The 23,771-nt window shown below is 72.8% G+C and carries 17 protein-coding genes; 5 read left to right on the forward strand and 12 right to left on the reverse strand.

Translation table 11 applies throughout. The features are described 5' to 3' along the window. Positions 1–37 precede the first annotated feature (37 nt). Positions 38–514, forward strand: coding sequence for a MarR family winged helix-turn-helix transcriptional regulator (locus tag WMF26_RS28005; RefSeq protein ID WP_437995165.1), 477 nt, complete (start codon positions 38–40; stop codon positions 512–514). Positions 515–719: 205 nt separating this feature from the next. Here the strand turns inward: WMF26_RS28005 and WMF26_RS28010 are convergent, their stop codons facing one another. The 5 genes from WMF26_RS28010 to WMF26_RS28030 all read right to left on the reverse strand — a co-directional run bounded on the left by WMF26_RS28010 (position 720) and on the right by WMF26_RS28030 (position 5,922). Then, the gene (locus WMF26_RS28010; protein ID WP_437995166.1) at positions 720–1,571 is read right to left on the reverse strand and encodes a hypothetical protein; all 852 of its coding nucleotides are present in this window, start codon (positions 1,569–1,571) and stop codon (positions 720–722) included. A 189-nt stretch (positions 1,572–1,760) separates the two neighbouring features. Next, positions 1,761–2,615, reverse strand: a complete 855-nt coding sequence (locus tag WMF26_RS28015; protein WP_437995167.1) for an alpha/beta hydrolase family protein — start codon at positions 2,613–2,615, stop codon at positions 1,761–1,763. Positions 2,616–2,681: 66 nt separating this feature from the next. Further along, on the reverse strand, positions 2,682–3,566 hold the full coding sequence (locus WMF26_RS28020) for an AraC family transcriptional regulator (RefSeq protein ID WP_437995168.1): 885 nt from the start codon (positions 3,564–3,566) through the stop codon (positions 2,682–2,684). A 73-nt stretch (positions 3,567–3,639) separates the two neighbouring features. Further along, the gene (locus WMF26_RS28025; RefSeq protein ID WP_437995169.1) at positions 3,640–4,767 is read right to left on the reverse strand and encodes an endonuclease/exonuclease/phosphatase family protein; all 1,128 of its coding nucleotides are present in this window, start codon (positions 4,765–4,767) and stop codon (positions 3,640–3,642) included. Positions 4,768–5,214: 447 nt separating this feature from the next. After that, positions 5,215–5,922 (reverse strand): MmcQ/YjbR family DNA-binding protein, encoded by a 708-nt coding sequence (locus tag WMF26_RS28030; protein ID WP_437995170.1) that lies wholly within the window; start codon positions 5,920–5,922, stop codon positions 5,215–5,217. 284 nt (positions 5,923–6,206) lie between these two features. Between WMF26_RS28030 and manA the strand changes: the two genes are divergently transcribed. Next, positions 6,207–7,406, forward strand: coding sequence for a mannose-6-phosphate isomerase, class I (gene manA / locus WMF26_RS28035; RefSeq protein ID WP_437995171.1), 1,200 nt, complete (start codon positions 6,207–6,209; stop codon positions 7,404–7,406). 73 nt (positions 7,407–7,479) lie between these two features. Here manA and WMF26_RS28040 read toward each other — a convergent pair whose 3' ends face one another. From WMF26_RS28040 to WMF26_RS28065, 6 genes are all read right to left on the reverse strand, one after another. After that, on the reverse strand, positions 7,480–8,811 hold the full coding sequence (locus tag WMF26_RS28040) for a GNAT family N-acetyltransferase (protein WP_437995172.1): 1,332 nt from the start codon (positions 8,809–8,811) through the stop codon (positions 7,480–7,482). A gap of 191 nt (positions 8,812–9,002) precedes the next feature. Beyond that, positions 9,003–9,785: a metallophosphoesterase family protein gene (locus tag WMF26_RS28045; RefSeq protein ID WP_437995173.1), complete on the reverse strand. Its 783-nt coding sequence runs from the start codon at positions 9,783–9,785 to the stop codon at positions 9,003–9,005. After that, on the reverse strand, positions 9,751–10,986 hold the full coding sequence (locus WMF26_RS28050; protein WP_437995174.1) for a carboxylate--amine ligase: 1,236 nt from the start codon (positions 10,984–10,986) through the stop codon (positions 9,751–9,753). The genes WMF26_RS28045 and WMF26_RS28050 overlap by 35 nt, the downstream gene beginning before the upstream one ends. Positions 10,987–10,988: 2 nt before the next feature. Next, positions 10,989–12,119 carry a polysaccharide deacetylase family protein gene (locus WMF26_RS28055; protein ID WP_437995175.1) on the reverse strand — a complete coding sequence of 377 codons (1,131 nt, stop codon included), beginning with the start codon at positions 12,117–12,119 and terminating at the stop codon, positions 10,989–10,991. Positions 12,120–12,184: 65 nt separating this feature from the next. Beyond that, the gene (locus tag WMF26_RS28060) at positions 12,185–13,510 is read right to left on the reverse strand and encodes a glycosyltransferase (protein WP_437995176.1); all 1,326 of its coding nucleotides are present in this window, start codon (positions 13,508–13,510) and stop codon (positions 12,185–12,187) included. A 756-nt stretch (positions 13,511–14,266) separates the two neighbouring features. Further along, positions 14,267–14,674, reverse strand: coding sequence for a hypothetical protein (locus WMF26_RS28065; RefSeq protein WP_437995177.1), 408 nt, complete (start codon positions 14,672–14,674; stop codon positions 14,267–14,269). Between the two features lie 411 nt (positions 14,675–15,085). Here WMF26_RS28065 and WMF26_RS28070 point away from each other — a divergent pair, with 411 nt between their 5' ends. The 3 genes from WMF26_RS28070 (at position 15,086) to WMF26_RS28080 (ending at position 21,148) form a co-directional block, all read left to right on the forward strand. Continuing rightward, positions 15,086–18,472, forward strand: a complete 3,387-nt coding sequence (locus tag WMF26_RS28070) for a GAF domain-containing protein (RefSeq protein ID WP_437995178.1) — start codon at positions 15,086–15,088, stop codon at positions 18,470–18,472. A gap of 179 nt (positions 18,473–18,651) precedes the next feature. Beyond that, positions 18,652–20,352 (forward strand): carboxylesterase/lipase family protein, encoded by a 1,701-nt coding sequence (locus WMF26_RS28075; protein WP_437995179.1) that lies wholly within the window; start codon positions 18,652–18,654, stop codon positions 20,350–20,352. 163 nt (positions 20,353–20,515) lie between these two features. Further along, positions 20,516–21,148: an NUDIX hydrolase gene (locus WMF26_RS28080; RefSeq protein WP_437995180.1), complete on the forward strand. Its 633-nt coding sequence runs from the start codon at positions 20,516–20,518 to the stop codon at positions 21,146–21,148. Between the two features lie 96 nt (positions 21,149–21,244). Here the strand turns inward: WMF26_RS28080 and WMF26_RS28085 are convergent, their stop codons facing one another. Beyond that, the gene (locus WMF26_RS28085; RefSeq protein ID WP_437995181.1) at positions 21,245–23,353 is read right to left on the reverse strand and encodes a TonB-dependent receptor plug domain-containing protein; all 2,109 of its coding nucleotides are present in this window, start codon (positions 23,351–23,353) and stop codon (positions 21,245–21,247) included. Between the last annotated feature and the right edge of the window lie 418 nt (positions 23,354–23,771).

The raw sequence follows: 23,771 nt of genomic DNA on the forward strand, positions 1-23,771 counted from the left end.
ATCGCGCTCGGTCTCCACCCAACATAGATAGCATGCTATGAATGTCAAGGCGAAGGCCCCCTGGGAGCCGCAGGCCACCCCGACTTTCTGGATCAACCACGCGTCGCGCCTGCTGATGCGCCACTTCGAGCGGCGGCTGCGCCCGCTCGACTTCGGCATGGCCTACATGCCGGTGGCCGTGGCGCTCGAGGAGAACGGCGCGCTCTTGCAGCGAGAGCTCGCCGAGCGCGCCCACGTCGAACAGCCGACGATGGCCGCCCTCCTCGGCCGCATGGAGCGTGACGGCCTGGTCAAGCGCACGCCGCACCCGGGCGACAAGCGCGCTTTCCACATCTCGCTGTCGGCGAAGGCCGAGGCGCGCCTGCCGCTCGCCAAGGAAGCGCTGCGCGAGGTGGCCGAGCGGGCGCTGCAGGGCTTCACCGACCGAGAGCGCGCGACCTTCCTGGCGATGCTCCGGCGCGTGGTGGACAACCTCACCGGGCTCGGTGACGACGAGGACGGCGCCGAAGCCTAGAGCGACAAACGGGTTGAAACCGCTCGAAAGAGCAGAAATTCGAACCGCCAAGCCGCCAAGATCTCGTTATCTTCTTGGCGTTCTTTGAGTCCTTGGCGGTTCATTTCTCCGTCGATCAGCGTGATCGGTGTCCCCGGGGATCGGTCGATTGGCACCACCTCGTGCCATGTCCTGCCGCAAACATCGCGCTCGTGCGCTCGTCCGCTCAGTCCGCGGCGAAGCAGTAGACGCGGCCGTTCCCGCCCCCCGGAGCGGTGTCGGCGCAGCTGCCGCTCGCGTGGACCGAGTTCCACGGCCGGTACATGTCGGCGTTGCTTCCGCTGGGGCCGAGCCCGTCGGAGTGCCCGACCGTGGCGGTCTGGCTCGCGTCCTCGGAGGTCCAGTCCGCGCAGGTCTGGCCGGCCTTCAGGGTGCCGTCCCGGTTCGTGCCGGTGAGGATGTCGTGCTGGTTCGGCGTCGGGGAGCCCTCCCACTGGCCTGGCACCATCTCGCCCTTCTCGTCGAGGAACACAGTGTGATCGCCGAACCGCGCGTGCAGCTCCTCGATGTTCGCGGCCACCATCACGAGCTCTGCGTTGTACCAGGGGCCGGCGCCGATCCGGTCCTTGGCGTGCACCGGCTGATCGCCCGGGCCCTTCTCGACGCTGAGGTAGGCGCGCCAGGTCTTCGCTCCGGCGCCGACCGCGGCGGCCAGGTCCTGGCACCGCTTGTCGGCGCCGGCGAGCCCGCCCAGGTTCGCGGTCGGGCTCCCGGTGCTCGACACGAAGAAGCTGAGCGACGGCCCGCCGCTGCCGCCGCTGCCGCCCGTCCCGCCGCCTTCGCCCGCGCCGCCGCTGCCGCCCTCGCCGCTGCCGCCCGTGCCGCCGCCGCTGCCGCCCGTGCCGCCGCTGCTGCTGCTGCTGGCGCCGCTGCTGCTGCTGGCGGCGGCGCTCGCGCTGCTGCTGGTGCTGCTGGAACCGCCGTTGTCCTCGTCGCCGCAGCCGGCGATGGCGAGCGAGACGCCGAGGCCGAGGAATATGCCGACCTTGCAAAGATTCTCTGAACGTGATCGCTTCATGGAAGACTCCCGAACAAGATGCCGCGCGTGGGCGCGCAGGATAGCCTACATGGGGCGGATCGAGGTCGGGAGACTGCTGTCCTGGATGCCTTTCGCGACGGGACCGGCGAGCGGCTCGGCCCCTCCGGGGGACCGGGGCTGCTCGACACGATCGACGAAGAGGCGACAGAGAGGCGACGATGAGGCGGCCTACCCTCGTCGAGACCAGATCCGGTCGAGGAACGCGCGCACGTCGTGCGGGAGCTTGCGGTGAAACGCCTCGCGATCGAACCCGGCGGGATCGCTGGCGGGCAGGAAGCCCGGGGTTCTCATCTGGGGAGGGAACGGGCTCAAGAAGGAATGATGGCCTGCGTTCTCGACGATCTCGAAGGTGACCTGAGCCCGGTCGGGGACGAGGTCGAGCACGAGCTGCCCTTGCCATCTCGGCGTCATGCGATCGTGCTCCGCGACGAGCAAGAGGATGGGCGCCGTGACGTCCTGCAAGGCGTCGTTGAGGCCGAACCAGCCGGTCGCGGGGGCCATCAGGACCAGCGCCTTCACGCGCGGGTCCTTCGTGACCTCGATCGTCTGCCCGTATCCCGCGAAGGGCTGCCCGCCCGCGACGGCGAGCGCGGTATAGCCCCCCATCGAGTGCCCGATGATCGCCACGCCGTCATCCCCCAGGCGCGGTCCGAGCTCCGCATCGGAGGCGACGGCATCGATCGCGAGGCGAACGTGCCGAGGTCGATCGCGGAGGTTCTCGAGCGTCTCGGAACTCGACCGATCGTTGCGGTTGTCCCCCGGGTGCTCCGGCATCGCGACGACGTATCCGCTCTGCGCGAGGTGGGACGCGAGCGTGCGATACACGAGCGGCGAGCTGCCGCCGCCGTGCGAGAGGACCACGAGCGGCAGCGGGCTGCCGTCGACGGGCGCGTTCGGCGCGACCTCGAGCGAATAAGGCCCCATCGCCACGATCTCGGCGGGGACGCGCGTCGGGTACATCAGCAGGACCGGGAACGAGAGGTCCTTCGCCTCGTCGCGCACGACGAGGCTTCGGCTGCCCACGAATCGACTCATGCGGGGTTCTCCTGCGGAGCTCTGGAGGACGGGAGAGGGTCTGGAGGTGATCGTCTACTGGAGAGGGAGGAAGATGTCGGTGACGCCCTCGTGATCGGGCACCTCCGGGAAGAAGCGCACGCGCTGCAGGAAGAGCGGGTAATCCCGCGGCTCCTCGCCGCTCGCCGGGAGCCAGGCCGCGTAGAGGTGCCTCACGGCGTGGAAGAGCGTGTCATCGCCCCCGATGTGCCGCAGGACGGCGCACCGGCCGCCGGGGATCGTCTTCGCGACGACGCCGAGCAGGTTCTCTGGCACGGGGCGGCCGGTCGCCGCGCAGAGGTCGAGGCGGAAGGCCTCCGGCGGGGTCTCGGCAGGGTCGTCGTAGAGGACGTTGAAGGTCGCGCTGCTCCGCGGCGGCAGCCGGTTCTCCTTGCGCCACCCGATGAAGCGCCGCACCGATTCGAGGACCCGCTTCGGGTCGCCCCGGTGCTCGAGGGCGGCGACGCGGGTCTCCTCGAACCGCGCGATCGTCACGTCTCCGGCGCGATCCTGCGGGCGGAGGGGCAGGGTCCTCGCCTCGCTCAGGCGCTCGTGCATCGCGTGCCACGGGTCCCACCGGGGCTGTTCCCGGAACTCGGACGGGGTCTGGCCGAACGCCTTCTTGAAGGCGCGGCAGAACGCTTCGAGGCTCTCGTACCCGCTCGCCAGCGCGATGTCGGTGACGCGGGCCTGATCCCGGAGGGCGAGCCGCTGCGACGCGCGCCGCAGGCGGAGGAGCTTCACGTACTCGTGGACGCCGATGCCGAAGAGCTCGGAGAACTGGCGGTGAAAGTGGTATTTCGAGAACGCGGCGACGCCGCTCAGCCGATCGAGCGTCAGGTCCTCGTCCAGGTGCGCGTCGATGTGCTCGAGCACCCTGCGGAACCTGACGAAGCAGGCGTTCTCGGTGGCTTCGGTCAAGGGCGGTGTCCTCCTCGGCGAGCGACAGGATAACGAGGGGGTGCCGGCCGTGCCTGACCGAAGTTGCTGAACTTCAGGGCGCCCCCTCGTGCGGGCTGCCGGTCCAGCGCAGGTCGGCGAGGATGGGGAGGTGGTCCGAGCCGAGGTCCGGGCCGATCCAGGCGCGCTCGGTGGTCCAGCCCGGCCCGGCGAGCACGTGGTCGATGCGGATGCCGAACCAGCGCGTCCGCTTCGTCGCGCCGAACCCCAGCCCGGCGCGGGAGAACGCGTTCTCGAAGCCCGACCAGAAGCGCCGGTAGATGGCGCTGTCGACCGGCATGTTGAGGTCGCCGACGATGACGGCCGGATAGGGCGCCTCGTCGACCCATTGTCGCGCGAGCTCGGACTCCCACGCGCGCAGCGCGATGACGCGGTCGTGCTCCGCGGCCTGCTTCCAGAGGCCGTGCATCAGCGCCTCGATCGCCTCGCGCGGCGTCTCCAGGTGCAGGTTGAAGAGGCTGAAGGTGCGCGCCCCGGTCGCCGCCTGCGCGCCCGGCCGCGGCGCGTCTGGCGCGCCGGGCGCGTCGGGCGCGCCCGCGGCAGCGGCAGCGGTAGCGGTAGCGGCGGCCGGAACGGGAGCGTGGTGCGGAGCGCCGGGGGTCGCGCGATCCGGCAGCGCGATCGCGTAGCGGAGGATGGCGCCGTGCCCGCCGGCGCGCCAGACGTCGTTACGATCTCTCGACTCGGCCTTGAGGACCGGATACCGGCTCACGAGGCACATGCCGCGGTCGACGTGGACGGACCACCCCGGGAAGGCGGCTGTCAGATCGGGCTCGGGAATCGAGCACTCCTGCAGGGCGAGCACGTCGGGCCGGGACTCGGCCACGAAGGCCTTGAGTCGCTCCATGCTCATGGCGCGGCTCCCCGTGTTGAAGGACGCGACGCGCAAGTCCCCGCGGCCCGATCCGCCGGTGAGCGCCCGGAGCGAGAGGCAATACCCGAGGATGGGCCCGACCACGATAGCCGCCGCCAGCGCCGCGGGGATGAGGGCGCGGCGCTGGAGCAAGAGCGCGGCGGGGACGATGATGAGCAGCGGGAGGGCGATGACCTGGCGCGGGCCGAAGAGGAAGAGCGTCGCGGGCCAAAAGCGGTCGCCCAGGATGGGCAGGGCGAGCCAGACCGCGACGACCACGAGGAGGTAGAGCACGGCGGCGGCGAGCACGACGGCCCGGAGACGGCGCCAGCGCCGCGGGGGCGGACGGAGGGCGGCTGGGCCCGAAGGGGCGGAGGGGGATTCCGTGGATGGCGCGCGCTGGGGCATCGAGGTGGTTCCGTGGGTGTGGGTGGACCCTGCCGTCAACGGGCGGAGGCGTCGAGGAGCAGCGCATCGGCGAGGGTCGAAGCGGTCGCGGCCATGGCGCGCCAAGATAGCCCAGACGGATCCGTCATCCCACACCGGGGGCCTCTGAGGCACGTCGGGGCGGAAGATTGTATGATATATTACACAAAACAGCTCCCGACAGGCTCCGGGCTGAATTGATTTTCAACCTGGAGGCTGCCGACAGGCTCCGAGCTGAATTGATTTTCAACCTGGAGGCTGCCGACAGCCTCCGAGCTGAATTGATTTTCAACCTGGAGGCTCGCAACGCGCGCGCAGAAAGCCCTGAGACTACTTCCGAGTGGGCTGCATTCTCTGCGCCGGAAGCGTCTTCTTCCCCGGCGAGGGCTCTCCCCTCGCCGCCTTGTTCGCCGCAGCCCCCTTCTTCGCCGCAGGCCCCTTCTTCGCCACAACCCCCTTCTTCGCCGCAGGCCCCTTCTTCGCCGCAGGCCCCTTCTTCGCCACAACCTTCTCCCCGGCCGCAGCCCCCTTCTTCGCCGCAACCTTCTCCCCGGCCGCAGCCCCCTTCTTCGCCACAACCCCCTTCACAACCCCCTTCTTCGCCGCCCCCCCCTTCTTCCCCTTCCCCTCTCGCTCACTCGCCCTCGACCCCTTCCCCGTCGCCCCCTCCTCCTTCGCCCGCAACGCTCGCTGCGGCGTCACCGCGCGGTAGCTCTCCTCGATCCACTCGAGCAGCATCGCCTCGGGCACGCGGTCCTTCGGACCGAAGCGCGCTGTCACCCACCCGCTCTTGCCGAGGTTGTACCCGGTCGGCGCCGCGAACGGCAGCAGGAGCGCGGCCTCGCCCGACTGCGGCAGCTTCGCGGTCACGACGAGCTTCCCTTCGTGGAGGTTGAGGAAGACGAAGATCTTCCCGCGCACCTTGGCCACGCGATCGCCCCAGGGGAACTCCTCCACCGCCTCGGGATAGGCCAGCGCAGCGTCGCGCAGCCTCGCAAGGATAGGTGAGAGCCGCGCGTCGTTCTTGGTCGTGATCATTCGCCGAGCCTAGGGCGCACGCCGGACCGCGTAAAGCCGGAGACGCGCGCCGCGTCAGACGCTGAGCCGAGAGCCGCCGAGCAGCGCGAGCCCGAAGCGCGTCCCACGCCCCCAAGGACCTCTCGCTTCCCGTGCATGACGCCCCCGACAGCCGCGCGCGTCGAGCTCGGCGCCGATCTCAGCGGCCTTGTCACGCGGTCGACGCTGGAGAGCGGCATCGCCCACGCGCTCAAGGGCTGACTTCCCCGGGGCCATCCGGTAGGGTGCCGCCGCAGGAGCTATCCATGTTTGCGCTCGAGAACCGTGTTCAGGAGTATGCCTGGGGCTCGCGGGAGGCCATCGCGGCGCTGCTCGGACAGGGACCCTCCGACAAGCCGCAGGCCGAGCTCTGGATGGGCGCCCACCCGGCGGCCTCCTCGATCGTCGAGCTCGACGGAGGCCGCGAGCGCCTGATCGACGCCATCCCCAGGCACGCGGACGCCTTCCTGGGCGCGCCGACGCGCGATCGCTTCGGCGCGCGGCTCCCGTTTCTGCTCAAGGTGCTCGCGGCCGACCAGCCGCTGTCGCTGCAGGCGCACCCGGACGAGGCGCAGGCGCGGCGCGGGTTCGACGCGGAGAACGCGGCCGGCGTCCCGGTCGACGCGCCCGAGCGCACCTACCGCGACCCGCACCACAAGCCCGAGCTCATCTGCGCGCTCACCCCGTTCGACGCGCTCTGCGGCTTCCGGCCGGCCGAGGCCCTGGCGGACGCGTTCGCGCTCCTCGCCGGCGGCCCGGGCGACGCGCTCGTCCCGCGCGGCAGCGGGCCCGTCGACGCGGCCGCGGTCGCGCGGCTCGTCGAGGGCCTGCTCGCGCTCGGGCCGGCGGCGCGGCGGGAGGTCGTGTCCGCCGTGGTCGAGGCGTGCCGGGCCCGCGCCGAGGCGGGCGGGCCGCTCGCGCGCGCCGCGGGCTGGGCGCTGCGCCTGCACGAGCTCTACCCGGGCGACGTCGGCGTCGTGATCGCGCTCCTGCTGAACGACGTGCACCTCGAGCCGGGCGAGGCGCTGTACCTGCCGCCGCGCCGGCTGCACGCCTACGTGCAGGGGGTCGGGATCGAGATCATGGCGAGCTCCGACAACGTGCTGCGCGGCGGGCTCACGCCGAAGCACGTCGACGTCGGCGAGCTCCTGCGCGTCCTCGACTTCTCCCCGTGGCGCGTCGAGCCCGTCGCGCCGCGCCGGGCCGGCGCGGAGTCCATCTACGACACCCCGGCACCGGAGTTCCGGCTCTCGCGCATCGAGCTCGACGCCGCGTCATCGTGGCGGACCGACGACCGGCGCGGCCCCGAGATCGTGCTGTGCACCCGGGGACAGGCGTCGCTGGTCGACGCGCGCGGCGCCGCACAGGGCCTCCGCCAGGGCGGCTCGGTCTTCGTCCCGTTCGCCTCGGGGAGCTACGCCATCGAGGGAGAGGGCCAGTTCTTCCGCGCCACCGTCGGCCTCTGAGCCGCGCCGGGGGGCGCCACGCGCCACGCGGAGCACCGCAGAGATCGAGCATCCCCGCGCCCGGACAAGCGGCTCATGACGACGCGGCGCGCTCCCGCGCCGCCGGCCGGGGGCTCGCGCCGTCGGCCGCGGCGGCGCCACCGGCCGCGGCGGCGCCACCGGCCGCGGCGGCGCCGTCGGCCGCGGCGGTCGCCGGCGCTGCGCGCGGGGGCGCCGGCGGGTCCGCCGGGTCGGGGCGGAGCGACCGGGCGGCGGCGCGCCACGTGGCGAGCACGCGCCGCTTCATCACGCGGAGCTCGTGCGCGGCGAGCTCCGCGGCGCGGCGGGCGCTGTCGTTCACCGAGGGCCGCGCCGCCCGGAGCTCGACGAGCGGCCGCGCCGAAAGCGACAGCGCCAGCTTGTACTGGCAGGGGCTGTCCAGAAAATCGTACTCGCGCCGCCCCGCCTCGATCGCGGCGCGGATGGCGTACGCGTGCACCACGATCCCGGGCCGGAGCCCCTTCGGCAGGTCGACCCTGCGCCCGCACTGGTAGAAGTAGATCTTGTTGTTCCAGACGAGGTTGTAGAGCGCCGCGACGGGCTCGCCGCGCGCCGAGAGCCACGCGAGATCGAGGGCGCCGCGCTCGAGCATCGCGGGCATCACCTCGTCGTGGAACGCGCGGAAGCGCGGCGAGGCGAAGACGCCCGCGCGCCCGTCGGCCGACCAGCGCTCGGCGTGCAGGCGGAGCAGGATCTCCCGCGCCCGGGCGAGCTCCGCCCGCGTCGTCGCCCGCTCGAACGTCAGCGCGCCGCCCGCCCACGCCTCGAGGTCGCGCATCGAGCGGCGCACGAGGTAACGGCGCGACGCGGAGAGCGCGCGCAGGTACACCTCCCAGCTGGACGGCAGCGGGATGTAGGGAGAGGCGTCCGTGACCTCGATCCGCGCGTCGATGCCGTGCTGCCGGAGCGCACGCGCGAGCATCACGGGGAGCGCGCCGTCGGTGCGCATGGCCGGCAGGACGAGCTCGTCCCACGCGCCCAGCGCCGCGCCCGTGAGCGCGCCGGCGAGCGCGTGCGCGACGTCGGCCTCGGCGCCCCGCTCGGCGATGACCCCGAGATTGCAGGAGCAGATCTCGTCGGCCGGGTCCTCGCCCGAGGCGAGGAGCTCCAGCCGGCGGAACGGGATGCCGCTGCTGTGCCGGCAGCGGCGCTCGAGCAGCGGCGCGAGGCCGACCAGGCGGGGCCCGTCGAAGAACAGCGCGGCGCGCAGCGCGCGGCCCTGCGCCCCGAACACCCGCCACCAGGCGAGCATCCAGTCCGGCGCGAGCATCGGCTCGTCCATGTCGCTCCGCCTCATCAGATCTTCCCACGCCGCCCGCATCGCGGCGAGCTCGGCGACCTCGGTCACCAGGTGAAACCGCAGCATCTCCCCCTCCGCATCGTTCCCATCGAGCTCCCCTCCCCCTGAGTGATTCGCATGAAGGCGGGAAGGCAGGAAGATCATTGATCTTTTCTTCCCGCCTTCCCGCCTTCATGTTCAAATCCGGCCACCATCCCCCGTGCCCGCCGCGCCGCGCCGCCCCCTCGCGCGGCGCGGCGCGGCGGCATCGCCGCCCCTCAGCGCCATCGCGGCCGCAGCTGGGCGATCGCCCCGCGCGCCGCGCCGAAATGCTTGTCCAGCCACGTCATTCGATATCCCTCCTCGGCGGCGCGTCGCTCGGCGCGCTCGTGATCGTAACGGACCCGGTGAAACCAGATGTCCTGTCGCGACGAGTCGAAGATGGCGAACTCGGCGAGCTTGTCGCGCCTCCGGGCCGCGTCGACCGAGCCGGGGTTGATGAAGAAGCGCCTGCCCCGCGCGCGGTCGAGCGAGACGCGCTCGCAGGCCGACCGCAGCGTCGCGACGCCCGCCTCGACCTCGTAGAGCGCCTGGACGTGGGTGTGCCCGAAGAAGCAGATGCGCCCGCTGGGCTCGCGCTCGCCGAGGAGCCGCGCGTTCTCCTCGATGTGCGCGGGGCTCGTCATGTATTCGCACGTATCGTCGACGCCGCCATGAATGAGGACGATCTCTCCCTCGATGAGGCGCCGCCTGGGCAAGAGGGCGAGCGCCCGCTTGCTGTCCACGGAGAGCGCGGCGCGCGTGCGCCGGAGCGCGAAGGCGGCCTTCGCGCCGCAGCGCTCGACGTCGATCCGCCCGATCGCGACGAGGTCGTGGTTGCCCGCGATCGCGAGGACCGGCGGCCGCCCGAGCAGGCGCACGCACGCGTCCGAGTCGGCGTTGTATCCGACGATGTCCCCGAGGCAGAGCAGGTGCTCGACGCCCCGCTCCGCGAGGAACGCCTGCACGGCCGAGAGGGCCTCGAGGTTACCGTGAACGTCCGCGATGATCCCGTAAAGCATGGCGCGCCACCTTTCGTGTGAGGAATGTGCTGGCCCATCGCGCGAAGGGCCTCGGGTCGTCCCAAGCGAAGGCGTCGTAGACCGTGGGCGCCCCCGCGACCGCGCCGAGCCAGGTCGCGAGGGACGCGCCGCCGCGCTGCTCCCGGAACGCGCGGTAGACGCGGTAGACGTCGAGCCAGCGGTAGCCCGCGGCGGCGCGCGGCGCCTCGGCCGGGCGGCGGCCCTCGACCAGGTAATCGTACGCGACGCGCGGCAGGTTGACGCCCGCCGCGGCGCCCACGTGGTTCCACAGGGTGTACCGGGCGTTGACCTCGAGCGTGTAGAGCGCGCCGCTCCTCGCGTCGCGCACGAGGTCGATCTTGAACGGCCCCTTGAGCCCGAGCTTCCCGGCGACCTCGCGCCCGGCCGCGGCGACGCCGCCGTCGTCCGTGACCTCGACGAGGGCGCTCTCGCCGGCGAAGGCCGGGTAGGTGCGGAGCTTGCGCCCGCAGAACCACGCGAGCAGCTCCCGCCGCTCGTCGGCGAACCCGTGGAACGACACGAGATCGACGACGCCGCCCGGGATGTGCTCCTGGACGATGAGGTCGCGCTTGAAGCGCTCGAAGTGCGGGTGCGCGAGCAGCTCGGCGCGCGTGCCGAAGCAGCGCGCCTTCCCCGCGCCGCCGAGGAGGTCGCGCTGGATCTCGGCCCAGGCGGACTTGCGGCGCGGCTTCACGAGCAGCGGCTCGCGCAGCCGCGCCAGATCGCCGCCGGGCCGCAGCGTGCGCGGCGCGAGGACGCCCTTCGCCTCGCAGAGGCCGTAAAACCCCTCCTTGTCGAGCAGCGACCAGCACACGTCCTCCTCGTTGAGGAGAAAGAGGAAGTGCCGCGCGAGCGCCGCCCGGTGGCGGTAGACGAGCTCGAGCTGCGGGTCCGTGCCGTAGAAGAGCGGGATCTTGCGCCCGAGCGCCCGGTGGAGCCGCTCCCCGAGGCCCAGCAAGACGGCCGCGGACGCGTCCCGGCTCGCCTCGTCGAAGCCGGGAACGACGCAGGCGGCGCTCACGTGGCGCGAGCAGAGGACCGCGTCCGACCGATCCTTCGTCGCCGCGATGACCGGGATTCCAGCCATCCCGAGCGGCCGGACCAGGGTGATGTCCCCCAGCACGAGCGCCGGGGGGCGCTCGGGGGAGAAGCGGATGGCGTCGATGTCCTGTCGGTCCATGATCACTCGAACAGCGAGGTCGACGGGCCGCGGTTGTCGCCCTGAGGGCCTTCGGGCGACAGGCCCGGATCGGCCGGCGCGGCCGCGCCCCGCCAGGCGACGTGCCGCTTGAGCAGCTGCTTCGTCCGCAGGACGCCCGACACCGAGTGGATGAAGCTCCGGTGATCCGCGCCGAAGTCGACCCGGGGCACCGAGTACTGCGCGTCCGGCGAGCTCTGGAATCCCGCGACGGTCGCGTGGTCGCAAGGCGAGTTGGTCACGGCCCCCAGGAAGCCGAGGCGGCGCAGCGTGGCGCACTCGCGAGGACCGAAATCCGTCCCTACATGCCCGTTCGGATAACAGAAGATGGGGACCGGGCGCCTGGCCTCGGCGCACAGGCGCGCCCAGGACACGACGATCTCGCGCTTCGACTGCGCGTCGCTCGTCCTGGAGAGCACCGGATGGGTGACCGTGTGCGGGCCGAACGTGATGCCGCGCGCCTCGCACGCGCGGACGTCGTCCCACGACATCGGCGCGTAACGCGCGGGCGGGCGCGCCGGGAGCTCGACCTCGGCGGCGGCGGCGAGCCGCTCGATGGCGCGGAGCTTCTCGATCTCGGGGACGCGCTTGCACTGCTCCATGAAGCGCCGCGCGAGGTGCGCTCGCGGCACGCCCTCGTCCAGGCGGATGACGTGGCGGAGGCCGGCGATCATGACGCTGAGCTCGCGGCGCCGCGTCGACTCGAACACGTGCTCCACGCGGTGCCACCAGCACCACAGCTCGCCGTCCAGATAGCCGGTCACGACGAAGATGGTCGCCGGACAATCGAACTCCGCGAAGATCGGCGCGGCGACCGTCGCCTGGTCGCTCGTGCCGTCATCCATCGTGAAGGCGACGGCCCGGTCGACGGGCGCCGCCTCGCCCGCGAGGCTCCGGAAGACCCGCTCGAGCGACACGATCGGATACCGCTCCTTCCTCAGGAACTCGAGCGCGCGCCGGAGATCGCGCGGATCGACGCCCGCGATGCCGCGCGCCGGGTCCGCGAGCCGGTGCATGACGATGATGGTCACGCGCCCGCGCATCATCCGCGTGAACGGCCGCGCCGCCCACGGCGCGGCCAGGAGATCCGAGAGCCATTTCACCACGTTCGACATGAGTCCTCCCCCCACGAGAGCCTTACGAAAAGAACGATCGATGACGGCGGCGCGCCGGCGGCCGCTCAGCTCGCCAGCGCGGCCGGCGACGGCGGCGGTGGCGGATCGCCGGAGGGACGGCCGTCGCCGTGGCCCGGAGCGGCGGAGATCTGGCGCGCCCTCTGGCTCGCGCCCCAGACCCAGGCGAGCACGGAGCTCGGGCGGACGGCGGCGGGGCGCTGCGTGTGCCGCGCGAGCAGCAGCTCGTAGAGCGCCATGTAGCGCTCGGCCATCCGGGCGGCGGAGTAGCGCCGGAGGGCGATCGCGCGGCCGCGCCGGCCCATCTGCGCGACGAGCGCGGGATCGGCCGCGAGCTCCGCGAGCCGCGCGGCGAGGGGCGCGGCCTCGCCGGAGGGCACGAGGAAGCCCGTCTCACCGTCGACGAGCGCGGTGGACACGCCGCCCACGTCGGTGGCGACGGCCGGCAGCCCCGCCGCCATGGCCTCGAGGAGCGCGAGCGGCAGGCCCTCGGACAGGGACGGCAGCGCGAACACGTCGAGCGCGGCGAGGAGCGCCGGCACGTCGTGGCGCTCCCCGGCGAACAGCGCGCGATCGGACACGCCGAGCTCGCGCGCGAGGGCGACGAGCCGCCCGCGCTCGGGGCCGTCGCCGACGAGGAGGAGCCGCCCGCTCCGGGGCAGCGCCCGCGCGGCGGCGCGCACGAGGAGCGCGTGGTTCTTCACGGGAGAGAGGCGCCCCACGCTCCCGACGACGAAGGCGTCCTGCGGGATCGCGAGCTCGGCCCTCACCCGGGCCCTCGCCGCCGGATCCGGCGCGAACCGCGACAGATCGATGCCGTTCGGCACGACATGCAGCTTCGGCGGGTCGACCTCACGCCGGCCGAGGACGGCCGCGGCGGTCGGCTGCGACACCGCGACGTGGGCGTCGACGAACGCGGACGCGGCGGTGCGCAGCCACCTTCCTCCTTCCATGTCCTGGGACACGCCGTGCTTCGTGTGGATGACCGGGACCCGGTGCAGCCACCCGGCGGGCGCCGCGTAGATGAGCGACAGCTGGTTGTGCGCGTGGACGAGCATGACGCCCTTCGTCGCGAACAGCGCGGCGAGGCGGGCGGTCAGCGTCCTGTCGAACCCGGGGCCCTTCGGCACGAGGCACACCTCGACCCCGCGCCGCCGGAGCTGCTCCGCGCGCGGCCCGTCCGGGTCCTCGGCGACCGCGACCGCCAGCACGTCATGGCCCGCGGCGCGCTGGGACGCCGCGAGATCGACGACCACCTGCTCGGCGCCGCCGGTCTGGAAGCTGCTCACCACGTGCGCGATGGCGAGCCGCTGAAGAGCCCGCGCGTCCTTGCGAGCGCGATCCTCGATACCGTAAGCGATCTGTGTCTCCATACCACTCTCCCCCTCCAAACACGTGGAACGCCGATCCGGTCGAGTTGACGGCTCGTACGGCGCCGGCCGTACCCGGCTACATTCCCATCCCCTCGCGCCCGGCCCCCCCCTGGGCGACAAACGCCGTCCAGGGCATCGCCGGAGCGGAGCAGAGCTGAGATGGTCAGTGCCCCGATCCGGCGGATCGACACGAGCGCTGCAACACCCCGCGTGAATCGATGGCAGACCGCGGGGACGCGACTCGAATTGACTATACGACGGATTGGCAAGCTGACAAGCGAATCGCGCAACAAACGGGAAAGCCGAAGTACGAGGGTTGTACAACCCTGATAAGGACGTGGGCCTCGGCGCCGAACAGAGGAGTTCCGTCCCAGTCTTCGACTGGCCACCTCCCCGGAGCGCCGCGCCTCGCCGGGCGGGGCGCCCGCCGAGGGCGCGCCCCGGCGTCGCGTCGGCTGGCCCGGGAAAGCGGTTGGTTTTCAACCGGTTACGAGGATCGTCTCCGGCCGGTCAAAAAAGGTGAGCCGCCCTCGCGACGCGCGCGCACTGCAGAGGGCGTGCTGCGGCACGGTCGGGGGGCCGGGCTGCGAGGGAGCGTGGGTGGCCGTCGTTCGCCCTGCGGCGGCTTCGGATCGCGGCCACTTCGCCGGAGGGGGGGACATCGCGATGCAAACGACCGAACGGAGGACACGTCGATGATGATGACAAGCGGCGCTGCGGCGCACGCCCGTGGGGCCGTGTCGGCCGCGCTCCGCGTCAGCGGCAGCGCGGCCGTCGCTCGCGGAGGTAATCGAGCAGCTGGGCCTCGTCGCTGCCGATCATCCGGTCGATGCCGTCTTCCCGGACATGGCGTTGAATCTGCAGCGCCCCCGCGGTCGTCCGCACGAGGACGGCGACGCGGCGGAAGCCGCTCATCACGGCTGGCCGCACCCGCTGCATCGCCGCCTCGAACAGCGGGTCGTTCCGCCCCACCGCCTCGCGCAGGTCGACGAGCAGGCACAGCCCGCTACGGCCGGCGCGGTCCAGCGCGCGGCTCACCTCCATCCACCGCTCCTCGAACAGGATGGCAGACTCGGACGGCGCCGCGCTCCGCGTCACCCGCGCGAGCTGCGCCGCCGGATCGATCGTCACGGTGTAGTGCGCATTGCGCAGGATCTCGAGCATGGTCCACGATCATCTTATCAGAGTGAGCGCCGGATCAGAACGCCAGGCCGAGCGAGCCGAGCGCCGAGAGCTGCTGAGTTCGTCGCTCTGGGCCGCTCGGCCCCGAGCTGGTCCCGACGTGTTCCGGTCGGGTCGGGATGGTTTCTCCGGCGCTCCCGGCAAACGAACCTCCGGATACGCTCCGGACACCGGCGCGGCGCGCCGTCCTCCGGCGTCATCTCGTTGACGCGCGCGGCCGACGGCTTGCGGTGGCCTGCCCTTCGCCTTACCAAGGTCCGCCAAACGCATGCAGCATTCAAAGCCGAGCTTGCTCTATTTTCGTGACGCCATCTCGGCCGATCCGGCGCCCGAGGTGCTCGGCGTCCCCGCCCTGTCCAGGCGCGGCTCGGATCGGGCGGAGCGTCCCTGCCGATGAGCCTTCCGCGCTGCGACGGCGCCGCCGCGCTCTCGCCTCCGGGGGTCCGCATCGACGAGATGCTGGCCGCCGAGGCGCTCGCCCTCCGCCCGTCCCGGCTGCCCGATCACGCGGCCGAGAACCGGGCGCTGATCGCCATCGCCGCGGCGATGGCCGGGTCGCTGGAGGACGTCCTCCCGAAGCTCGCGTCGCTGCTCCTCGAGCTCTGCCGGGCCGACTCGGCGGGCGTCAGCGTGCTCGAGGTGGAGGACGGCCGCGAGGTGTTCCGGTGGGTCGCCATCGCCGGGGCGTTCGCGCATAACGCCGGTGGGACGATGCCCCGGCGCGGGAGCCCCTGCGGCGCCGTCGTCGACTGCGACGCGGCGCTCCTCTGCCCGTACCCTGCCCGCCACTTCGCGGCCGGCGCCGCCGTGGAGCCTGCGATCGTCGAGGCGCTGACCGTCCCGTTCCACGCCGGCGGCGCGCCGATCGGCACGGTCTGGGTCATGGCGCACTCCGAGGAGCGGAAGTTCGACGCCGAGGACGCGCGGCTCGTCTCCAGCCTGTCGCGGTTCGCCGCCACGGCCGTGCATGCCCTGGCCCAGGCGCGGGATGCGAGGCGGGCCAGCGAGGCGCTGCGGGAGAGCGAGGGCCGGCATCGATTCCTGGCCGAGCTGGCCGCGGCCACCCAGCCGCTCGTCGATCCCGGCGAGGTCATGGCCGTGACGGCGCGCCTGCTCGCGGAGCACCTCGGCGTGGACCGGTGCGCCTACGCGGAGGTCGAGGACGAGCGCGTGTTCGTCATCACGGGCGATCACACGCGGGGCGTCCGGAGCATCGTGGGCCGGTGGCCGGTCGCCGATTTCGGCCCCGAGCTGGTGCGGCTCATGCTCGCGAACGAGCCGTACGTCATCGACGACGTCGACGCGGACCCGAGGGCCGGGGGCGACCTCGCGGCGTACCGGGCGACGGAGATCCAGGCGGTCATCTGTGTTCCGTTGCACAAGTCCGGCCGGTTCACGGCGGCGATGGCGGTCCACCAGAAGGTGCCGCGGCGCTGGACGCCCGATGAGGTCGGGCTCGTGCGGCTGGTGGTCGGCCGCTGCTGGGAGGCCATCGAGCGGGCGCGGGCGGCCCGGAGCGTGCGGGAGCGGGACGAGCGGCTCGACTATGCGGTCCGGCTGTCGGGTCTCGGGTTCTGGTACTGCGATCTGCCGTTCGACGAGCTGATCTGGGACGACCGGGTGAAGGAGCATTTCTGGCTGCCGCCGGACGCGCGGGTGACCATCGGCACGTTCTACGAGCGGCTGCACCCGGACGACCGGGAGCCGACGCGACGGGCCATCGAGGCGTCGATCCGCGAGCGGATCCCCTATGACATGGATTATCGGACGGTCGATCCTGTCACGGGGGCGTTCAAGTGGGTCCGGGCGCTGGGCGGGACCGCCTATGCGCCGGACGGCACCCCTCGGCGGTTCGACGGGGTGACGGTCGACGTCACCGCCCGCAAGCTCGACGAGGAGCGGGTGGCGCGGCTGCTCGAGCTGGAGCGGGAGCAGGGCCGGCTCCTCAAGCAGGTGGCGGACGCTGCGCTGACCATCCATGCGTCCGGGTCCCTGGGCAGCGTGCTCCAGGGGATCACCGAGGAGGCCCGGCGGATCATCGGGGCGCACCAGGCGGTGACCCGGCTGAACGCTGGGATCGACGGGTCGCAGGCGGTCAACACGGTGTCGATGTCCGGGAGGTACGACGGCCGGCGTGGCCCGGCGGTTCCGTCCGAGGAAAACGGCGTCTATGCCGTGGTCTGCCGTACCAACCGTCCCGTGCGGCTCACCCAGGTTGAGCTGGAGGCCCCCCCGGCGTGGCTCACCCAGGTTGAGCTGCGGGGGCAGCCGTACCTCAACCAGGTTGAGCCCGCGGCAGCACCCCCCACCCAGGTTGCGGCGTCCCCCACCCAGGTTGCGGCAGCACCCCCCACCCAGGTTGCGGCAGCACCCCCCACCCAGGTTGCGGCAGCGGCGGCGCCCCCCACCCAGGTTGACCTCCCGCCGCTCCTGCCCCGGGGGCTCGTCAGCGGCGATGCCGGCAGGCGCCCGCCGACGCGGGGCTGGCTTGTCGCGCCGTTCATCGGCCGGAGCGGCGAGAACCTCGGCCTCATCCACCTCTGCGACAAGCGCGACGGGGAGTTCACCGAGAGCGACGAGGCGATCCTCGTCCAGCTCGCGCACATCGCGTCCGTCGCCATCGAAAACGCCCAGCTCTACGACCAGCTCCGCGACCAGGACCGGCGGAAGGACGAGTTCCTCGCCACGCTCGCCCACGAGCTGCGGAACCCGCTCGCCCCCCTCCGGACCGGCCTCGAGATCCTCAAGGTCGCCGGCAGCGCGGATCAGGCCCGCAAAATCCTGGATATGATGGACCGGCAGGTCGGGCACATGGTCCGCATGGTGGACGACCTGCTCGACGTCTCCCGGATCACCCGCGGCAAGGTGGAGCTGCGGAAGGAGCGCATCGATCTCCGGGCCGTCCTGAACAGCGCCCTGGAGACGAGCCGCCCGCTGCTCGAGGCGGCGGCGCACGAGCTCGCGGTCCGGCTCCCGCCGGCCCCTCTCCTGCTCGACGCCGACCCGACCCGGCTCGCCCAGGTGTTCGCGAACCTCCTCAACAACGCGGCCAAGTACACCCCGGCTGGCGGCAGCATCCGGCTCGCTGCCCAGCGGGACGGGGCCGCGGTGGTCGTCCGGGTCGCCGACAACGGGGTTGGGATCCCGGCCGACATGCTGTCGAACGTGTTCGACATGTTCACCCAGGTTGGCCGCTCGATCGACCGGGCCCAGGGCGGCCTCGGGATCGGGCTCACCCTCGTGAAGCGCCTGGTCGAGCTGCACGGCGGCTCGATCCACGCCGAGAGCGACGGCGCCGGCCGCGGCTCCACGTTCACGATCCGCCTCCCCCTCGCCGCCGCCGAGGAGGCCGCCCCGAGGCTACCGTTCGCCGGCCCTGCGAGCGTCGCCCCCCCGGCCGCCCTCCGCATCCTCGTCGTGGACGACAGCGTCGACGGGGCGGAGAGCCTGGCCCTGCTCCTCCGGATATCGGGCCACGAGACACGGGCGGTCCACACCGGCCCTGACGCGCTGACCGCGACCCGCGAGCTCGGCGCCGACATCGTGTTCCTGGATATCGGCTTGCCGGGCATGAACGGCTACGAGGTGGCCCGACGCCTCCGGGCGGAGCCCGATCGGAGCGGCCTCTTCCTCGTGGCGCTCACCGGCTGGGGCACGGAGGACGACCGGCGGCAGGCCCGCGAGGCGGGGTTCGACCACCACCTGACCAAGCCGGTGGACGCGGCCGAGGTGAAGCGGCTCGTCGCGCGCGTCGCCGCGGCCCGCCGGCAGGGCGGCTGAAGCCGGGCGCTCGCCCGGCGCTCGCCCGACGACGATCGCGACTTGTAGAGCTCGCGGAATCGGGCGAAGAGCTCCATCATCTCCAGCGCGGTCGCCGTGTCCGCCGCTCTCCCTCGGCGCTGTGCTCTCCGCTTTACCCACGGTCCCGCACTCTCGACTTGCTCTCGACGGAGACGACCATGCCCTTCCGACTTTCATTGTCGTACACCATTCTCCTAGGCCTGCTCGCTGCTGCCTGCAGCTCGAGTGAGCCCGCCCCGGGTGGCCTCGGCGGCGCAGGCGGCGCCGGCGGCTCCGGTGGCGCTGGCGGCTCCGGCGGCGCTGGCGGCTCCGGCGGCGCTGGCGGCTCCGGCGGCGCTGGCGGCGAGCCGGGTTCCCTGCTCATCCAGACGGAGGCGGGTCCGGTGGAGGGCGCGGTCGTCGGCGCGACGCGCACCTTCCTCGGCATTCCGTACGCAGCGCCGCCGGTCGGCGAGCTGCGCTGGAAGTCGCCCGCGCCGCACGAGCCGTGGACCGAGCCGCGCAAGGCGCTGGAGGTGGGCATCCCCTGCTCGCAGCTCAACCTGCTCACGCCCGGCTACAACGAGAGCTCGGGAGAGGACTGCCTCACCTTGAACGTCTGGACGCCCGAGCGCCCGGCGTCCTCGTCCTTGCCCGTCCTCGTCTGGATTCACGGCGGCGGCTTCGAGATGGGGAGCAGCGCGGAGGCCGATTACGACGGCCGTCTCCTCTCCGAGACGACCGGCTCGGTGGTGGTCACCCTCAATTACCGCCTCGGCCCGCTCGGGTTCCTGGCCCTCCCGGAGCTCAGGTCGGAGGATCCCGATCACCCCTCGACGGGCGCGTACGGCCTCGAGGACCAGCGCGCCGCGCTCGAGTGGGTCAAGGCCAACATCGGCGCCTTCGGCGGGGATCCGGGCAAGGTCACCCTGTTCGGCGAGTCCGCGGGCGGCATCAGCGTCTGCATGCACCTGGTGTCGCCGCCGAGCAAAGGCCTGTTTCAGCGCGCCATCATCGAGAGCGGGCCGTGCGACTCCGCCGCGGACGAGGCCACGGCCACGGCGCAGGGGCAGGAGTTCGTCGAGGCGCTGGGCTGCGCCGACGCGCCTTCGGTCCTCGAGTGCCTGCGCGGCAAGCCGGCCGAGGAGGTCATGAGCGCGCTCCCGCCGGGCGAAGCCTTCCTCGTGGGCGCCGGCCCGACCTGGTTCCCGGTCATCGACGGCTGGAACCTCCCCGACCTGCCAGGCAAGCTCCTCGAGGCCGGGAGCTTCGAGAAGATGCCGACGATCATCGGCAGCAACGGCGACGAGGGCTCGCTCTTCGTCACGCTCTGGGGCGAGACCGCGACGATCGCCGACGAGGCCGATTTCGTGACGTTCGCGGACAGCCTCGCCCCCGGCCACGGCGAAGAGGTGGTGGCGAATTACCCGAGCGACACGTACGGCTCGGCGCAGGCGGCGGCGACCGCGGCGCTGGGCGATTCGATGTTCGTGTGCCCGACGCGGCGCGCGGCGCGCGCCATCGCGAGCGGCGGCGCGGCGACGTATCTTTATCACTTCACCCACGCGCCCGAGAGCTCGCTGCTCGGCGACCTCGGCGCCTTCCATTCGGCCGAGATCCGGTACGTGTTCGGCAACCCGGGGCTGCTCGTGTCGGAGCCGCTGACCGAGGACGAGCTCGAGCTCTCGCAGGCGATCATGGGGTACTGGTCGCGCCACGCGGAGACCGGAGACCCGAACGGCGAAGATGCGGCCGAATGGCCGAGGTACGACGCGGAGACGGACGAGAACATCGTCCTCGATATGACCATCTCTCAGGAGGCCGGGCTGAAGAAGGACCTCTGCGACATGTGGGACAGCTTCGCCACGGCGGCCCCCTGACGGCGGTCGCACGCCGGGCGGGGCGCGGGCGCCGTGGTTGCGGCCCGGCGCCGGCGCGGGGCTTGCGCGCCTCGCGTCGAGGGCCGCCGCCGCGCGCGCCGCCGGGGCGATCGCCGCCGCGCGATCTCTAAGTACCGGTAGACATTATGCTATCCTCGCCGCCGTGCTCCCCTCCTACGACCTCGCCGCCATCATGGCCCGCCTCGAAGGGCGCGAGGCCACGCTCGACGCGCTCACGCAGGAGCGTCAGGCCGCGGTCGCCGCGATCCTGCGGGCGCCGGCGGGGCCTCTGGGCACGGCGCTCGAGCCCGTGGGGAGCCCGGAGCCCGGCGAGGCCGAGCTCCTCCTGATCCGCCGCGCCGAGCACCCGGGCGATCCCTGGTCGGGGCACATGGCGCTCCCGGGCGGGCGGCGCGAGGTGCAGGACGAGAGCCTGCTCGCCACCGCGATCCGCGAGACGCGCGAGGAGGTGGGGATCGACCTCGCGGCGCACGGCACCCTGCTCGCGCGCCTGCCCGACATCCCGGCGGTCGTCCGCGGGCGGCGCGTCGGGATGATCATCGCCCCGTTCGTGTTCGCGCTGCGCTCCACGCCGGATCTCACCCTGAGCGACGAGGTGGCCGAGGCGCTCTGGACGCCGCTCGGGCCGCTCGCGCGCGGCGAGCGCACCTCGAGCTACGCGTACACGCATGAGGGGAACGTCCTCCAGCTCCCGTGCCTGCGCGTGGACGAGCGGGTCGTCTGGGGCCTGACCTACCTCATGCTGGAGCAGCTCTTCGAGCTGCTCCACCGCTGAGCCGCGGGCCGGGCGCTCGCGGCCCGGACGACCGCCGGCGCGGTCCGGAGCCGGCGTGGCGTCGCCGCGCCCTCGCGCCCCCGAGGCGCCTTCTCCTCAGAACCCGCCCTCGATCGCGATCCCCGGCATGGTGACCGGCCCGATCGTCTGCGGCGTGCACCCGCTGTCGTCGCAGCTCACGTCGAACACCTCCTTGGCGAGCGTCGCGTTCTGCACGTCGAGCACGAGGCCGAGATAGCTCCGCGCGCCCAGCGCCCAGCGCTTCGACAGGCGCATGTCGAGCCGGTAGAACGGCTGGATCCGATCCGGGTGCTCGCGCGGGGGGCGGCCCGGGGCGGCCTCGTCGGCGGGAAAGCCGGTGTAGAACACGTGGCGGATCCCGGCGCGCCACCCCTCGCCGAGGTCGTAGAGCAGCGCGACGTGCGCGACGTGCGTCCGGTCGTAGGCCGAGGGGATCGTCGCCTTGCCGCGCGTGCGCGTGGAGCGCGACAGCGTGTACGACGCCAGGAAGAACATGTCGCGCCGCAGCGCCCCGCGCGCGCCGAGCTCCAGGCCGTAGGTGTCGCCGCGGCTCCGCGTGAGGAAGCGCTCCGTGCTGAGGTTCGTGCCGCGCCCGGTGCCGATCGGGTCGCTCAGCCCGAAGGTCACCTGCCGGAACGCCGTGGCGCTGAAATTGACCGGACCCACGTTGGCCTCGACGCCGAAGCTCGACTGCAGGCTGCGCTGCAGGCCCCCCGGGATGCCGCCGATCTGGAGCGCCGGCAGCGGGGCGAGGCCGGGCAGCTGCGAGGCGATGCCGAAGGCCGGGATGAGCCGCACGTGCTCGCCGACGCCGAAGCGGCCGACGATCCTCGGATCCACGGCGACGGCGGTGCGGCCGAGCGACGTGTAGTGGTCCACGCGCACGCCGGGCGTGAGGGTGGAGCGCTCGTCGAGCACGAGCAGCGCGTCGGCCCACGCGCCCAGCGCGAGATCGAGCCGGCTGCGGAAGAGCTCGGGGAAGCTCTCGTCGAGCTGCTCCGTGCCTTCGGCGGGCTCGTCGTCCGCGCCCTCGGCGGGCTCGCCGTCCGTCGGCGGGCTCGGGCGCGGGGTGACCTGGTAGCGGTCGACCGCCGCGTCGGCCCCGGCCCGCAGGAGCGCGCGCCCGCCGAGGATGGGCCGCGCCAGGCTCATCCGCGCGTTGAGCTTCCAGGCCTGCGCGCTCTCCACGCCGACGCCGCGCGACTGGTCGAGCCCGAGGGTGACCGCCGCCCGGACGCGCGCGCCCGAGGCGTCTTCGCGGTCGTAGCGCAGGTCCAGCCGGTGGAAGTCGCTGTCGAGCAGGACGTTGGTCGCCTCGGCGCCGCCGTCCTCGTCGATGCTGGCGAGGTAGTCGTACGCGCCGAAGGCGAAGACGGTGAAGCGCTCCTCCGGGCCGAGCCGGTAGGTCACCCGTCCCTGGTAGTCGGCGTAGCCCACGTCGACGCTCGGCACGAGCGCCGAGGTGAGCGCCGCGCCGGCGGCGTAGTGGCCTCCCACGAGGACGTGCGTGTCCCGGTCCACCGGGCCCTCGACGACGCCGCCGAGGTCGATGAACCGGAGGCTCCCCTCCCCGCGCCAGACGTCGGACGGCGGCGCGCTCTCGGCCTCGATCGCCGCCCCGGCGAGCCGCCCGATGTCCGCGGGATAGGGGCCGAGGTGCATCTCGACGCGCTGGACCATCGAGGCCGGGATGACGCTGGGGCCGGCGCCCACGTGAAAGAGGAGCGGGACCTGGATGCCGTTGAAGAAGTAGCCGATGTTCCCGGGCGGCGCGCCGCGGATGTAGTAGTACGGCATGCCGCTCGCGATGGAGGTCACGCCGGGCTGGATCTCGATGGCGCGGTAGGGGTCTCCGAGCGCGCCGGGCAGCTCGCGGATGTCGCGCCGCGAGAGCGAGACGGAGCCCGGCGGGGCGCGGCTGCCCTCGACGGTGACCTCGATCCCGGCGGGCGCGGCGGGCGCCTCGGCGGGCGCGGCGGGCGAGGAGGCCGCCTCGACAGGCACGGCGGGCCTGTCGGCCGGCGCGGCGGGCGTGCCGGCCGCCTCGGCCGGCGCGGTGGGCGCCCGCGGATCGTCTGGCGGCGCGGCGGCCGTCGCCGGGGCGGGCTGGGGGTGCGCCTCGCCCGCGTGAGCGCTGGCGGCGGCGGCGATCGCGAAGGCGAGGAGTGCGCTGGAGGATCTCACGCGGATGTCGTCGATGCGCCGCCGGGGAGATGGGAGAGCCGCCTCCTGGCGCCCGGGGAGTTAGCAGCTCCGGCCGCGCGGCGGAAGCCAGCGAGGCACGGCGCGATCCTGCCGCCGGGGACATCCCCGCTCCGGGCGGCCCGGCCGCCTTGGGCGCCCTGGTTACCCGGACGTCGCCGCGCGGTACGCCGATATAGACACGGGAAGCTTTTCGAAGAGCTGCCCGGCGCGGTCCGCCTGCTCGCGTCGACGCTGGGTGGAGCCCCTCGGCACGCCCCGTGAGCAAAGCACAAAAAAACAGAGCGCCTATTCGACGGCGGGGGGGGAAGCCGTCACAGGCGCTCTGCCCTGCATACTTAGCAGGATGCGGGCCAGGGCTCGTCCCGATATGTTCCCGGTAGTTATCCTAAGGGTTTGC

Origin of the sequence: Sorangium sp. So ce185, assembly GCF_051526825.1 — a bacterium.
Taxonomy (GTDB): Bacteria; Myxococcota_A; Polyangia; order Polyangiales; family Polyangiaceae; genus Sorangium; species Sorangium cellulosum_D.